Here is a 14,696-nt window from a genome sequence, read left to right as displayed (position 1 = left end):
TTGCAATGCCCGACCAAGATGTACGCTTGCAACACCTGAAAGTTTGGCTCGATGAACAACTGCCGATCCTTTTCACTCAACAGGGCTGGGGCGTCGTACCCCCGGCCACGTTGACCGCCGCCAGCAGTGACGCGAGTTTCCGGCGTTATTTCCGCTGGGAAGGCGAGGGTCGCAGTTTGATCGTAATGGATGCGCCACCGCCCCAGGAAAACTGCAAACCCTTCGTGGATATTGCTTTTTTACTGGCGAAATCCGGCATTAACGTGCCAAAAATTTATGCCGAAGACCTCGATCGCGGCTTTCTTTTGCTCAATGACTTGGGCAATCAGACCTATCTGGACGTGATCAGCGGCGAAAATGCCGACGATTTATTCCGCGATGCCCTGCAAGCCTTGTTGGCTTTCCAGCAATTGCCAATGGTTGCGCCGCTGCCGAGCTACGATGTCGCGCTGCTGCGTCGGGAGCTGGAATTGTTCCCCGAGTGGTACGTCAAGCGCGAGCTGGGTATCGAGTTGGATTCGGCCCAGCAGCAACTCTGGCAACAGGCCAGTGAGCTGCTGATCGACAGCGCCCTGGCCCAGCCCAAAGTTCTGGTGCACCGGGACTACATGCCTCGCAACCTGATGCTCAGCGTGCCGAACCCCGGCGTGCTGGACTTTCAGGATGCCGTCTATGGTCCCGTCACCTACGATGTGACCTGCCTGTTCAAGGACGCCTTCCTCAGTTGGCCCGAGGCGCGCGTGCGCGGCTGGCTGGAGAGTTACTGGCAGCAGGCCGGCGCCCTCGGCATTCCCGTTCAGCCGGACCTCGAGGACTTCCTGCGCGCCAGCGATTTGATGGGCGTGCAGCGTCATCTCAAGGTCATCGGGATCTTCGCGCGCATTTGTCATCGTGATGGCAAGCCACGCTACCTCGGCGATGTGCCGCGATTCTTTGCTTATATAGAAGCGGTCATTGCCCGTCGTCCGGAGCTGGCACCGCTCGATGAGCTTCTGGGCAGCCTGCGGCAATCGGCCGGAGCAACGGCATGAAGGCGATGATTCTGGCGGCGGGCAAGGGCGAACGCATGCGGCCCTTGACCCTTACCACGCCAAAGCCGTTGATTCGCGTCGGTGGTGTTCCCTTGATCGAATACCACTTGCGGGCGCTGGCCAGGGCCGGATTCACCGAGATCGTGATCAATCACGCCTGGCTCGGTCAGCAGATCGAAGATCACCTGGGGGATGGTTCACGGTTTGGCGTGAGCATTCGGTTTTCCCCTGAAGGCGAGCCGCTGGAAACCGGCGGTGGAATCTTCCGGGCCTTGCCGCTGCTGGGCGATGAAGCGTTTGTGGTGGTGAACGGCGATGTCTGGACCGACTACGACTTCAACGCTTTGCGCCGGCCGCTCGAAGGGTTGGCGCACCTGGTGCTCGTCGATAATCCCGAGCATCACCCAGACGGCGATTTCGTCCTGGTCGACGGAAAGGTTCACGATAGGCACGCGCCTGCCGACAACCTGACCTATAGCGGCATTGCCGTCCTGCATCCGCGGTTGTTCGACGGTTGCTCGGACGGTGCGTTCAAGCTTGCACCGCTGTTGCGCGCGGCCATGGCCGAGGGGCGCGTCAGTGGCGAGCACCTCAAAGGGCATTGGGTCGATGTCGGCACCCATGAACGTTTGGCGCAGGTCGAAACCTTGATAGAAGCGAGCGGTTGATATGTGGTGGCCAGGGACTCTGATTGGAGCCGGGGCGGGCTTTGCCATAGCCAGCATTCCGGGGGCCATGCTTGGGGCATTGTTGGGACAGGCGCTGGATCGACGCATGAACCTGCAGGGCTGGGCGCAGGTACGTGAGCGCCTGGGTGGACGCCCGGCGTTACGCAATGATGAATTGTTGTTTGTATTGCTGGGGCGGCTGGCGAAAAGCGATGGCCGCGTGGTCGATGGCCACATCCAGCAGGCTCGCCAGGAAATGCGTGCGCTGGACTTGAGCGAGCCGGCGCAACGCCGGGCGATCGCAGCGTTCAACCGGGGCAAGTCCGGGAACGATCGCTTGCGCGGTTACATGCGCCGCCTGGCTGTCCAGCCGCATGCGGCTGAAGGGGTATTGCGCGCGTGTTGGCGGATGGTCTGGGCCGATGGGCGCGCCGGTATCAGCGAGCGAGAACTGGTGGCCCAGTGGGGGCGATGGTTGGGCTGGACACCGCAACAGGTCCAGGCGCTGGCGGCTGATTACGAGCCGCAGAAACTGTCGCGGCCCAACAGTGGGGTGACCTATCAGGAAGCCTTGCGCTTGCTGGGGGTTTCGGCCACCAGCGAACCGTCACAGATCAAGCGCGCTTACCGACGCCTGCTCAGTCGTCATCACCCGGACAAGATTGCCGGCAGCGGGGCAACGCCCTTGCAGGTGCGTGAAGCCACCGACAAAACCCGAGAATTGCATAACGCCTATCGGTTGATTCGCGAGCGACGGGATTTTCGCTAGCCCACTGACCCTGTGGCGAGGGAGCTTGCTCCCGCTCGGCTGCGGTAGGAGCTGCCGAAGGCTGCGATCTTTTGATCTTGATCTTTCGCTTGATATTCAACTGGTCTTGGAAAGATCGCAGCCTCGCTTCGCTCGGCAGCTCCTACAGCGCGGTCCAGCGGGAGCAAGCTCCCTCGCCACGGTGGATGGCACCGAAACACAACGTTGAGCCAGCCCTTACTCCCCTGCCTTCTGCGGATTCAACCAGCCCCGAACCCGACGAAACAGCTGCTCCTGCTCCGCCGACGGGTTCGGCAGGGCCTTGAGGGACACCTGGCTGAAGGTCGAGCCTTTCAAGCGTTTGCTCGCCTGCAAGCGCTCCAGCGCCGCGTTTCTATCCAGCGGCTTGTCCATGTAGAAAATGTCGGCGGTCGCCAGTTTCAAGGTCGAGGTCAGTTCGGCCAGGGCCGGCTTGGCGGTGGTTGGAGTCTGGGCGGCCACCATCACGAAACGTTCGACCTGCGAGGGCTGCTTTTCACTCAGGTAACGTGCAGCCCAATAGGCGCCAGTGCCATGGCCCAGCAGCACGATGCGGCGTGCGCTTTGCTGTTCGGTGTAGGCCAGGGCTGCATCGATACGGGCGAAGATACGCTCGGCGTCGGCCTTGGCATGTTCTTCATCGGTTTGGGCGACGACTGGATCTGCCGCATCGGCTTCGCCGCCTGCGACCTGTTCGATCGGCGCCGCCGTGGTGGCGTCCGGTGCTGCGGCAGCGGTGTCGGCCGGCTTGGTCGCGGGCGGTGCTTCCACTACGCGCGGTGCAATGACGTCGCTTTGCAAGTCCGGCAGGGTGATACTCAGGCTGCTCCATTCGACATCGGGCAACTTTTTCCGCAAAGGGCCGATAACTTGAGGCCAGTCAGCTGTTTCGCCAGCACCGGGGATTATGATGACTGCGCCCCTGGGATCGCCGGTATTGGCCGGTTTCCACAGCGCCAGGAAGGCATCGCTGCCGGTCTGTAACTGTTGTTGTTCCTGGGCTGGGACGGTTCGTTCAAGTGCGGTCGCTTCTTCCTGGCTACGCTCGAGCAAGGGTTGGCGCTCGACGGGTTTTTCCTCGGCAGGTTGCTGCACGGCGGGCGCCGTTTCGCTGGCCTGTACGGAAAAGGCACTTGGCAGGATCAGCGACAGGCACAATGCTGGCAACGCCAGGCGATAAACAGAGGGCATCGGATATTCCATGACCAGAAGTATTTCCGGCAGCCTAATGGGTTGGTCAGTATTTGTCAGTGCATGAGACTTCGATGATGCGTTTTTGCTGCCTGTGGGTTATCGGCTGTTTATGGCTTCCCTTGATGGCGTGGGCCGCGCCCGCGCCGTCGGCGCATGGGGTGCAATTGAATGCAGGCCAGCGCCAGTGGTTGGTGCAACATCCGCAATGGCGGGTCGGCCTGGTATTGCAGGCGCCCTATGCCCAATACGACCGGCGCCTGCAGCGTTTGTCCGGCACTAACGTCGAGTTGATGCAATGGCTGGGCAAGGCGTTGAACGTCGAGCTCACCTGGCGCAATTTCCAGGACCTGGCACAACTGGAAGCAGCGGTGCGTGCCGGTGAGGTGGACGTTGCTCCGGGCCTGACCCAATCCCCGGGCGGGCTCAAGCTCTGGCAGTTTTCCGATCCCTATATGCGCGTGCCGCAACTGATCGTCGGCGCGCAGAAGGGCGCCGAAGGGGTGGAGTTGGAGAAACTCGACAGCCAGGCTCGGGTCGCGGTGCGCATGCCCAGCGCGACGGCCGATTACCTGCGCAGCAACTACCCGACGCTGAATCTGCAAGGTGTGCCGATGGAGCGCGAGGCCCTGCAATTGCTGTTGACCCAGCAGGCCCGATACGCGGTGGTCGATGAGGCACAGCTCGGGCGGTTGATGGTCGAGCCCGAATTCGCCGAGCTGGCGGTGGTGGGCGACATCGGCCTGCCGCAGTTGCTGCGGGTTGCCACGCGCCGGGACTGGCCGGAACTGGCCGAAATCATCGACAGCGGTTTGCAGGCGATCCCGGCCAAGGAGCTGGAGCAACTGCACAGCCGTTGGCTCAAGCCAAAATATCCACGTCTGACCGAGACCCCGGGCTTCTGGCAGAACTTGACCCTATTGATTCTGGCCCTGCTGCTCAGCAGCGTCGCCATCGTGTTCTGGCAGCGCCGCCAGCAACGCGCGCTGGAGCGTCGTCTGCGTGCCGCGAGGGAGGACATCGCCCAGCGTACTGCCAGCGAAGAAGCCTTGCGCCTGACGCAGTTTTCCATCGATCAAAGTACGGTCGGCATCCTCTGGGTCAATTGGGACAGCCACGTGCGTTATGCCAACCGAGCGGCTGAAACCATGCTCGGTTATGCCTCGGGCGCCATCATCGACCGCCCGTTGATCGACTTCGAGCCGGGCTTGCACATGGATCGCTGGCTGAACCTGTGGAAGCGTGCCCGGGCCAGTGAAGATGGGCCGCAGAGTTTCGAAACCGAATGCGTGCGAGCCGATGGCAGCATCTTGCCGGCTGACGTTTCCCTGAGCTTCCTGCGTTTTCGCGACGCCGAATACCTGGTGGTCTATCTCAACGACGTGACCGAACGCCGACGTGCGCTGGCGGCGCTACGCGAAAGCGAAGCGCGGTTGCAAGGCATCGCCGCCAACGTGCCGGGTCTGGTCTTTCGCCTGGAGCGGGCGCCGGTGAGTGGCCAGATCGACTTTGCCTACATCAGCGAAGGCAGCGAAAGCCTGGTGGGTTATTCCCCTGCAACCCTGGCCCGCAGCGACACCGGGCTGCGCAGCCTGGTGCACCCGCAGGACAAGGCCGATTACCACCGCACTCAGGACCAGGCGCTGGACACCGACAGTGACTGGTCATGGCAGGGCCGCATCCTGACCCGTGAAGGCTTGGAGCGCTGGGCCGAGATCAAGGCGATCACCCGTCGTCTCGAAGATGGCGCCTACGTCTGGGACGGAATCGTCTGGGACATCACCGAAAGCAAGCGCATCGAACTGGAGCTGGCCAGCTCCCGGGAACAGTTGCGCGAGTTGTCGGCGCACCTGGAAAGCGTGCGGGAAGAGGAAAAGGCGCGCATTGCCCGGGAGGTCCACGACGAGTTGGGCCAGATGCTGACGGTGTTGAAGCTAGAAACATCCATGTGTGAATTGGCCTACGCGCAACTCGACCCGGGCCTGCATGAGCGGCTTAATAGCATGAAGCGCCTGATTGCCCAGTTGTTCCAGCTGGTGCGGGACGTGGCGACGGCGCTGCGCCCGCCGATCCTGGATGCTGGCATTGCCTCGGCCATCGAATGGCAGGCTCGGCGTTTCGAGGCGCGTACGCAGATCCCATGCCTGGTGCAGGTGCCGGACAACCTGCCGGCCCTGAGCGACGCCAAGGCCATTGGCCTGTTCCGGATTCTCCAGGAAGCGCTGACCAACGTGATGCGCCATGCCCAAGCGCATACTGTAGAGCTGACGCTGGTTCAGGAGGGCGACGAATTGTGCCTGACCGTCAGCGACGACGGTGTAGGATTTATTGCCGATACGGGTCGGCCAACCTCCTTTGGCCTGGTCGGCATGCGTGAACGGGTATTGATCATGGGCGGGCAGTTGACCCTGGAGAGTGAGCCGGGGGAGGGGACGACCCTGTCGGTGCGGGTGCCGTTGCGTGAGGCCTGATGGGGTGGGTTGCCTGGACGGGCCCAATCGCGAGCAAGCTCGCTCCCACATTGATTCAGATGTACACATACACCCTGTGGGAGCGAGCTTGCTCGCGATGAGATCCTGAATCTGGAGAACAATGTGATCCGTGTACTGGTAGCCGAAGACCACACCATCGTCCGTGAAGGCATCAAGCAGCTGATCGGCCTGGCCAAGGATCTGGTGGTGGTAGGGGAGGCGAGCAATGGTGAGCAGTTGCTCGAAACCTTGCGGCATGTGCCCTGCGAAGTAGTGCTGCTGGATATCTCCATGCCCGGCGTCAACGGCCTGGAGGCGATCCCACGGATCCGGGCGCTGAACAATCCGCCGGCCATCCTGGTGCTGTCGATGCATGACGAAGCGCAAATGGCTGCCCGCGCCCTGAAAGTCGGTGCCGCCGGCTACGCGACCAAGGACAGTGATCCGGCCCTGCTGCTCATGGCGATTCGCAAGGTCGCCGCCGGCGGACGCTATATCGACCCGGACCTGGCCGACCGCATGGTCTTCGAAGTCGGCCTGACCGACGCACGACCGCTGCACTCGCTGCTGTCCGAGCGTGAATTCTCAGTCTTCGAACGCCTGGCCCAGGGCGCCAACGTCAACGATATCGCCCAGCAACTGGCCCTGAGCAGCAAGACCATCAGCACCCACAAGGCACGGCTGATGCAGAAGCTCAACATCACTTCGTTGGCGGAGCTGGTGAAATATGCGATGGAGCACAAGTTGCTCTGAGCTTCACCACTCCCGCTGTGGGAGCGAGCTTGCTCGCGATGGCGGCAGCACATTCAGTATTGATGTTGGCTGACACTCCGCTATCGCGAGCAAGCTCGCTCCCACAGGGTTTCGTGTTGGCATATCCATTTGCGACACGCCCCAACAGCGCTTTTTGCCCCTACTTGCTGCTTGCCGCTTAAAACGCGCCACTGCATTTACCCAATCCCGCCATCCCTGTAGGGCAATCCCTACCCCGACTCTTCCATCCGGCTGAGGTGATTCTCTCCTGCGTCCCGATTTGCGCAGGCCCCAGGCTCCACTAGGCTTGACTCACAAGCAGTCATCAAAACAAAAGGTGCGGGTATGAGCCAGGTCGATTCAAGCGCGGGGGCCAGTGATGTGCTGGTCAGCTTTCGTGGTGTGCAAAAGAGCTACGACGGCGAGAACCTGATCGTCAAAGACCTCAACCTGGATATTCGCAAAGGCGAGTTCCTGACCCTGCTCGGGCCTTCCGGCTCCGGCAAGACCACCAGCCTGATGATGCTCGCCGGGTTTGAAACCCCCACCGCCGGCGAGATCCTGCTGGCCGGGCGCTCGATCAACAATGTGCCGCCGCACAAGCGCGACATCGGCATGGTGTTCCAGAACTACGCCTTGTTCCCGCACATGACCGTCGCCGAGAACCTGGCGTTCCCGCTGACGGTGCGTGGCCTGAACAAGAGCGACGTGAGTGATCGGGTCAAGCGCGTCTTGAGCATGGTCCAGCTGGACAGCTTCGCCCAACGCTACCCGGCGCAATTGTCCGGCGGCCAGCAACAACGGGTGGCCTTGGCCCGGGCGCTGGTGTTCGAGCCGCAATTGGTGCTGATGGACGAACCCCTGGGTGCGCTGGACAAGCAATTGCGCGAGCACATGCAGATGGAAATCAAACACCTGCACCAGCGCCTGGGCGTGACGGTGGTCTACGTGACTCACGACCAGGGCGAAGCCCTGACCATGTCCGACCGCGTGGCGGTATTCCACCAGGGCGAGATCCAGCAGATCGCCCCACCGCGCACACTGTATGAAGAGCCGAAAAACACCTTCGTCGCCAACTTCATCGGCGAAAACAACCGTCTCAACGGTCGTCTGCACAGTCACACCGGCGACCGTTGCCTGGTGGAGCTGGGGCGTGGCGAGAAGGTCGAGGCCCTGGCGGTGAACGTCGGCCAGCCCGGCGAGCCGGTGACCCTGTCGATCCGTCCGGAACGGGTGAGCCTCAACGGCGTCAGCGAACAATGTGTCAACCGCTTCTCAGGGAGGGTGGCGGAATTCATCTATCTGGGCGACCACGTCCGGGTTCGCCTGGAAGTCTGCGGCAAGACCGACTTCTTCGTGAAACAGCCGATTGCCGAGCTCGATCCCGCGCTCGCCGTCGGGGACGTGGTTCCGCTTGGCTGGCAAGTCGAGCATGTGCGTGCGCTCGATCCCCTTCTAGAGGCGAATTGATCGCCCCCTGCTGTACCAACACCAACCCTGCACGTGGAGAGAACAATAAATGTTGAGATCCCTGAAGTTCACAGCCCTGACACTGGGCATGATGGGTGCGGCAAGCGCGATGGCGGCGGGCCCGGACCTGACCGTGGTGTCTTTCGGCGGGGCGAACAAGGCGGCTCAGGTCAAAGCCTTCTACGCACCGTGGGAAGCGGCCGGCAATGGCAAGATCGTGGCTGGCGAGTACAACGGCGAAATGGCCAAGGTCAAGGCCATGGTCGATACCAAGAGCGTTTCCTGGGATTTGGTAGAAGTCGAGTCCCCGGAACTGTCCCGTGGTTGTGACGAAGACATGTTCGAACAACTCGATCCGAAGCTGTTCGGCAAGAGCGAAGACTACGTCAAGGGCGCCATCCAGCCTTGCGGCGTGGGCTTCTTCGTGTGGTCGACCGTGCTGGCCTACAACGCCGACAAACTGAAGACCGCGCCGACCAGCTGGGCGGACTTCTGGGACACCAAGCAATTCCCGGGCAAACGCGGCCTGCGCAAGGGCGCCAAGTACACCCTGGAATTCGCCTTGATGGCTGATGGCGTAGCGCCGAAAGACGTCTACAAAGTGCTGGCTGGCAAAGATGGCCAGGATCGCGCCTTCAAGAAGCTCGATGAGCTCAAGCCGAACATCCAGTGGTGGGAAGCCGGTGCCCAGCCGCCGCAGTACCTGGCCTCAGGTGACGTGGTCATGAGCTCGGCCTACAACGGCCGGATCGCCGCGGTACAGAAAGAAAGCAACCTGAAAGTGGTGTGGAACGGCGGCATCTACGACTTCGACGCTTGGGCCATCCCACGCGGCCTGGACAAGACCCGCGCCGAAGCTGCGAAGAAATTCATCGCCTTCTCGGTGGCGCCGCAGCAGCAGAAGACCTACTCGGAAAACATCGCCTACGGTCCGGCCAACACCCAGGCTGTACCGTTGCTGGCCAAGGATGTCCTGAAGGACATGCCGACCACCCCGGAAAACATCGCCAACCAGGTGCAGATCGACGTCAGCTTCTGGGCTGACAACGGTGAGCAACTGGAGCAGCGCTTCAACTCCTGGGCTGCGAAGTAACCCCGACGGTCTGAAACCGGATGAGATCCATGTGGGAGCGAGCTTGCTCGCGATAGCGGTCTGTCAGGCACATCAATCTTGAATGTGCCGCAGCCATCGCGAGCAAGCTCGCTCCCACAGGTTCTTTCATCGACCCGGGTGTTTCAAAAGAACAGAGGCGGCCCGCCGCCCCTGTAACGATCAAAAAGATTTGCGGAGTTCGCCATGGCCATCGCCGTTCCACTGAACGCGGGCACCAGCCCCACCCTCAAGCAACGGCTCAAGCACGCCGAGCGGATCAACCGCTGGAAGGCCCAGGCCTTGATCGCGCCGCTGGTGCTGTTTCTGTTGCTGGTGTTCCTGGTACCGATCGTGGCGCTGCTGTTCAAAAGCGTCAGCAACCCGGAAGTGGTGAGCGCGATGCCGCGCACTGTCGCCGCCGTCGCTGCCTGGGACGGACGTGGTTTGCCGGGCGAGCCAGTGTACAAGGCTGCCAGCGAAGACCTGGCCGACGCCCGCAAGAATCAGACCCTGGGCGACTTGTCCAAGCGCCTGAACATGGAACTGGCCGGCTATCGCAGCCTGCTGACCAAGACCGCTCGGGCGTTGCCGTTTGCCACCGAGCCGGCTTCCTATAAAGAAGCCTTGGAAAACCTCGATGAGCGTTGGGGGGACCCAGCGTACTGGCAGGTGATCCGCCGCAACACCAGCAACGTCACCCCATATTACCTGCTGGCGGCCGTCGATCACCGCATCGATGACCTCGGCGAACTGGCCACGGCCACCCCTGACCAGGCGATCTACCTCGACATCTTTGCCCGTACCTTCTGGATGGGCCTGGTGATCACCGCGATCTGCCTAGTGCTGGCCTATCCGTTGGCCTACCTGCTGGCGAACCTGCCATCGCGCCAGAGCAACCTGCTGATGATCCTGGTGCTGCTGCCGTTCTGGACCTCGATCCTGGTACGCGTCGCCGCATGGATCGTGTTGCTGCAGTCCGGTGGCCTGATCAACAGTGCGCTGATGGCCATGGGCGTCATCGATAAGCCCCTGGAGCTGGTGTTCAACCGCACCGGCGTATACATCTCCATGGTCCACATCCTGCTGCCGTTCATGATCCTGCCGATCTACAGCGTGATGAAGGGCATCTCGCCAACCTATATGCGTGCGGCGATTTCCCTGGGCTGCCACCCGTTCGCCAGTTTCTGGCGGGTGTACTTCCCGCAGACCTATGCCGGGGTCGGTGCCGGTTGCCTGTTGGTGTTCATCCTTGCCATCGGCTACTACATCACGCCGGCGCTGCTGGGCAGCCCGAACGATCAGATGGTCAGCTACTTCGTCGCGTTCTACACCAACACCAGCATCAACTGGGGCATGGCCACGGCGCTCGGCGGGCTGCTGTTGCTGGCGACCATCGTGCTTTATCTGATTTACAGCTGGCTGGTGGGCGCCAGTCGCCTGCGCCTGAGCTAAGGGGAGATCGAAAATGGTGAGTCCTTACATGTCCCCCGTCGAGCGGGTGTGGTTCTACTGCTTGCGCACACTCTGCGGGCTGATTCTGTTGTTCCTGATCCTGCCGGTGCTGGTGATCATTCCACTGTCGTTCAACTCCGGCAGCTTCCTGGTCTACCCGTTGCAGGGCTTTTCGCTGCAGTGGTACCACGATTTCTTCGCCTCGGCCGAATGGATGCGAGCGCTGAAAAACAGCATCATCGTCGCCCCGGCGGCGACGTTGCTGGCGATGGTCTTCGGCACGCTCGCGGCCATCGGCCTGACCCGGGGTGACTTCCCAGGCAAGGCGTTGGTGATGGCCCTGGTGATTTCGCCGATGGTGGTGCCTGTGGTGATCATTGGCGTGGCCAGTTACCTGTTTTTCGCACCGCTGGGGTTGGGCAACAGCTTCTTCTCGCTGATCGTGGTCCACGCCGTGCTGGGTGTACCGTTCGTGATCATCACTGTGTCGGCGACCCTGCAGGGGTTCAACCACAACCTGGTTCGGGCCGCTGCCAGCCTTGGGGCTTCGCCACTGACGGCGTTTCGTCGGGTGACGCTGCCGTTGATCGCCCCGGGCGTGATCTCCGGGGCACTGTTCGCTTTCGCGACGTCGTTCGATGAAGTGGTGGTGACCCTGTTCCTGGCCGGCCCCGAGCAGGCAACCTTGCCACGGCAGATGTTCAGTGGCATTCGCGAAAACCTCAGCCCCACCATCGCGGCGGCGGCGACGCTGCTGATTGCCTTCTCGGTGATCCTGTTGCTGACCCTGGAGTGGTTGCGTGGGCGTAGCGAGAAGCTGCGTACGACCCAAGTCTGACGACCCATGCAAAACCAGTGTGGGAGCGAGCTTGCTCGCGATAGCGGTGTGTCAGCCAGCATCAATGTTGGATGTGATGGCCTCATCGCGAGCAAGCTCGCTCCCACAGGGGGGCTGAGGTGTATTCATGCGCTGAATGGCAGACAACCCTCAATACCGAGCTATCCTTGTGCCAGCTCATACTCGAATAAGAGGCCGCGCACATGAGTCTTTCCTCATTCAAAATCGCCCATAAACTGATCACCGGCGCCGCTGCCATCGAGCAACTGGCCGCGGAGTTGACGCGCCTGGACGTCGACAACCCGCTGATCGTGACCGATGCGGCGTTGGTCAAGTCCGGCACCGTGGAACTGGCCCTGCAACATCTGGGCGGACGGGACTACGAAATTTTCGACCGGGTCATGCCGGACCCGGAAATCGCCATTGTCGAGGACTGCATGCAAGCCTATCGCGACGGTGGTCATGATGGCCTGATCGGTCTCGGTGGTGGCAGTGCCATCGACATTGCCAAGTGCGTGGGCGTCTATGCCGGTTACCACGGCGAGCTGCAGGATATGTTCGGTGTCGATCAGGTGCCGCGCAAAGGCCCGCCCATGATTGCCATCCCCACCACGGCCGGTACTGGTTCGGAAGTCACCAACGTGGCGATTCTCTCCGACAAGGCTGCGCAGCTGAAAAAAGGTATCGTCAGCGATTATCTGTTGCCGGATGTGGCGCTGGTCAGTCCGCAAATGACCCTCACCTGCCCGCGCGGCGTCACGGCTGCCAGTGGCGTTGATGCGCTGGCACACGCCATCGAGGCCTACCTGTCGCTCAATGCTTCGCCCATCACCGATGCCCTGGCCATCGGCGCAATCAAGCTGATCAGCCGCGCGCTGCCCAAGGCCTATGCCAACCCGGCTCACCTGCAAGCCCGGGAAGACATGGCCACGGCCAGCCTGATGGCCGGCATGGCGTTCGGCAATGCCGGGGTCGGGGCGGTGCATGCGATGGCCTATCCGTTGGGCGGGCGTTTTCACGTGTCCCACGGCGTCGCCAATGCTTTGTTGCTGCCGTACGTCATGACCTGGAACAAGATGGCCTGTGTCGAGCGCATGCGTGACATCGCCGAGGCCATGGGCCTCAAGACCGCTCACCTGAGCGATCTTGAAGCGGCCGACGAAGCCGTGGAGGCCATGGTTGCGTTGTGCGCCGCCGTGGAAATACCCAAGGGCCTCAGCAGCCTGGGCGTGACCGAGGACGTGATTCCGTCCATGGCGGTGGAAGCGGCGGGAATAGAACGGCTAATGCGCAACAATCCACGCAAACTGAGCGCCGCCGATATCGAGAAGATCTACCGCGCGGCGTATTGATCGATTGCCACGGTGGGCGCGCCAAATCTTGAGGTATACAATGCGCGCCATCGTGATTTCGCTCAAAACAGGTGCGTCATGCAGCCCTTCGCTATTGCTCCGTCGATTCTCTCTGCCGACTTCGCCCGCCTGGGCGAGGAAGTGGACAACGTTCTGGCCGCCGGGGCCGACATCGTGCACTTCGATGTCATGGACAACCACTACGTGCCCAACCTGACCATCGGCCCGATGGTTTGCGCGGCGCTGCGCAAGTACGGCGTCACCGCGCCGATCGATGCGCACCTGATGGTCAGCCCGGTGGACCGCATCGTCGGTGACTTCATCGAAGCCGGCGCTACCTACATCACTTTCCACCCTGAAGCCACGCAGCACATCGACCGTTCCCTGCAGTTGATCCGCGAAGGCGGTTGCAAGGCCGGCCTGGTGTTCAACCCGGCAACGCCCCTGGACGTGCTCAAGTACGTGATGGACAAGGTCGACATGATCCTGCTGATGAGCGTCAACCCAGGCTTCGGTGGGCAGAAGTTCATCCCGGGCACGCTCGACAAGCTGCGCGAAGCCCGTGCGCTGATCGATGCCTCGGGCCGTGATATTCGCCTGGAAATCGACGGTGGCGTGAACGTGAAGAATATCCGTGAAATCGCCGCGGCCGGCGCCGATACGTTCGTCGCGGGTTCGGCGATCTTCAACGCACCGAACTACGAAGAGGTGATTGCACAAATGCGCGCCGAACTGGCCCTGGCGCGCCCATGAGCGGCTTCGAGCAGCTGTTCCCCGGCAGTTTGCCGCGTCTGGTGATGTTCGACCTTGATGGCACATTGGTCGATTCGGTCCCGGACCTCGCGGCGGCGGTGGACACGATGCTGCTCAAGCTTGGACGCCCGCCTGCCGGCCTCGATTCGGTGCGCCACTGGGTCGGCAATGGCGCGCCGATGCTGGTGCGCCGGGCCCTGGCCAATGACATCGACGCCCAAGGTGTCGATGATGCCGAGGTCGAGCGGGCGCTGGAGTTGTTCAATGAAGCCTACGAAGACAATCACCAGCTGACGGTGGTCTACCCCGGCGTGCGTTCCACCCTCAAGTGGCTGCAAAAGCAGGGCGTGGAAATGGCCCTGATTACCAACAAGCCGGAGCGCTTCGTTGCGCCGTTGCTGGACCAGATGAAAATCGGCCGCTATTTTCGCTGGATCATCGGTGGCGATACCTTGCCGCAGAAAAAACCGGATCCGGCCGCGCTGTTTTTCGTGATGAAAATGGCCAACATCCCGGCCTCTCAATCCTTGTTCGTCGGCGACTCGCGCAGTGACGTGCTGGCGGCCAAGGCGGCAGGGGTCAAGTGCGTGGCACTGAGTTACGGCTACAACCACGGCCGGCCAATCGCCGAAGAGTTTCCGACGCTGGTGATTGACGATTTGCGCCTGTTAATTCCCGGTTGCCTGGACCCGGCCGCTGAGATAACGTTGCCCGACGCTGTTCAATCCTCTTCTGGAAACGCCATCGTGGTGGTCACTCGCAAACTCTGGATGAAAGTCATGAAGGCCCTGGCCCGCTGGCGTTGGCGCACCTGACATGATCCTGGCCGGTTATCCG

At 61.7% G+C, this 14,696-nt stretch carries 13 protein-coding genes; 12 read left to right on the top strand and 1 reads right to left on the bottom strand.

Going from position 1 to position 14,696, the window contains the following annotated elements:
• Positions 1-5 precede the first annotated feature (5 nt).
• From QMK47_RS26700 to QMK47_RS26690, 3 genes are read left to right on the top strand one after another with little or no spacing between them, the layout of a single operon-like run.
• A complete protein-coding gene (locus QMK47_RS26700; protein ID WP_320389537.1) occupies positions 6-1,031 on the top strand; it encodes an aminoglycoside phosphotransferase family protein in 1,026 nt (341 codons plus the stop codon).
• Complete coding sequence (murU, locus tag QMK47_RS26695) at positions 1,028-1,699, top strand: N-acetylmuramate alpha-1-phosphate uridylyltransferase MurU (RefSeq protein ID WP_258689539.1); 672 nt, start codon at positions 1,028-1,030, stop codon at positions 1,697-1,699. The genes QMK47_RS26700 and murU overlap by 4 nt, the downstream gene beginning before the upstream one ends.
• Before the next feature lies 1 nt (position 1,700).
• Complete coding sequence (locus tag QMK47_RS26690) at positions 1,701-2,468, top strand: TerB family tellurite resistance protein (RefSeq protein ID WP_253469910.1); 768 nt, start codon at positions 1,701-1,703, stop codon at positions 2,466-2,468.
• 216 nt (positions 2,469-2,684) lie between these two features.
• Here QMK47_RS26690 and QMK47_RS26685 read toward each other — a convergent pair whose 3' ends face one another.
• Positions 2,685-3,677 carry an alpha/beta hydrolase family protein gene (locus QMK47_RS26685; protein ID WP_320389536.1) on the bottom strand — a complete coding sequence of 331 codons (993 nt, stop codon included), beginning with the start codon at positions 3,675-3,677 and terminating at the stop codon, positions 2,685-2,687.
• A gap of 74 nt (positions 3,678-3,751) precedes the next feature.
• Here QMK47_RS26685 and QMK47_RS26680 point away from each other — a divergent pair, with 74 nt between their 5' ends.
• The 9 genes from QMK47_RS26680 (at position 3,752) to QMK47_RS26640 (ending at position 14,674) form a co-directional block, all read left to right on the top strand.
• The gene (locus tag QMK47_RS26680; protein WP_320389535.1) at positions 3,752-6,148 is read left to right on the top strand and encodes a PAS domain S-box protein; all 2,397 of its coding nucleotides are present in this window, start codon (positions 3,752-3,754) and stop codon (positions 6,146-6,148) included.
• Positions 6,149-6,271: 123 nt separating this feature from the next.
• On the top strand, positions 6,272-6,901 hold the full coding sequence (locus QMK47_RS26675) for a response regulator transcription factor (protein ID WP_122566692.1): 630 nt from the start codon (positions 6,272-6,274) through the stop codon (positions 6,899-6,901).
• A gap of 345 nt (positions 6,902-7,246) precedes the next feature.
• On the top strand, positions 7,247-8,371 hold the full coding sequence (locus tag QMK47_RS26670; RefSeq protein ID WP_214509844.1) for an ABC transporter ATP-binding protein: 1,125 nt from the start codon (positions 7,247-7,249) through the stop codon (positions 8,369-8,371).
• Positions 8,372-8,420: 49 nt separating this feature from the next.
• A complete protein-coding gene (locus tag QMK47_RS26665) occupies positions 8,421-9,464 on the top strand; it encodes an ABC transporter substrate-binding protein (protein ID WP_214509843.1) in 1,044 nt (347 codons plus the stop codon).
• Positions 9,465-9,668: 204 nt separating this feature from the next.
• On the top strand, positions 9,669-10,916 hold the full coding sequence (locus QMK47_RS26660) for an ABC transporter permease (RefSeq protein WP_214509842.1): 1,248 nt from the start codon (positions 9,669-9,671) through the stop codon (positions 10,914-10,916).
• Positions 10,917-10,929: 13 nt separating this feature from the next.
• Entirely contained in the window at positions 10,930-11,754 is an 825-nt protein-coding gene (locus QMK47_RS26655) for an ABC transporter permease (protein WP_057449609.1), read from the top strand.
• Between the two features lie 203 nt (positions 11,755-11,957).
• Positions 11,958-13,106, top strand: coding sequence for an iron-containing alcohol dehydrogenase (locus QMK47_RS26650; RefSeq protein ID WP_253469902.1), 1,149 nt, complete (start codon positions 11,958-11,960; stop codon positions 13,104-13,106).
• Positions 13,107-13,184: 78 nt separating this feature from the next.
• Positions 13,185-13,859 (top strand): ribulose-phosphate 3-epimerase, encoded by a 675-nt coding sequence (gene rpe / locus QMK47_RS26645; protein ID WP_057449607.1) that lies wholly within the window; start codon positions 13,185-13,187, stop codon positions 13,857-13,859.
• The gene (locus tag QMK47_RS26640) at positions 13,856-14,674 is read left to right on the top strand and encodes a phosphoglycolate phosphatase (protein ID WP_214509839.1); all 819 of its coding nucleotides are present in this window, start codon (positions 13,856-13,858) and stop codon (positions 14,672-14,674) included. The genes rpe and QMK47_RS26640 overlap by 4 nt, the downstream gene beginning before the upstream one ends.
• Positions 14,675-14,696 lie beyond the last annotated feature (22 nt).

This window comes from Pseudomonas sp. P9_35 (assembly GCF_034008205.1).
GTDB lineage: Bacteria > Pseudomonadota > Gammaproteobacteria > Pseudomonadales > Pseudomonadaceae > Aquipseudomonas > Aquipseudomonas kilonensis.
The sequence above is the reverse complement of the archived record's forward strand: the minus strand, read 5'-3'. Positions and strand labels throughout refer to the sequence as shown.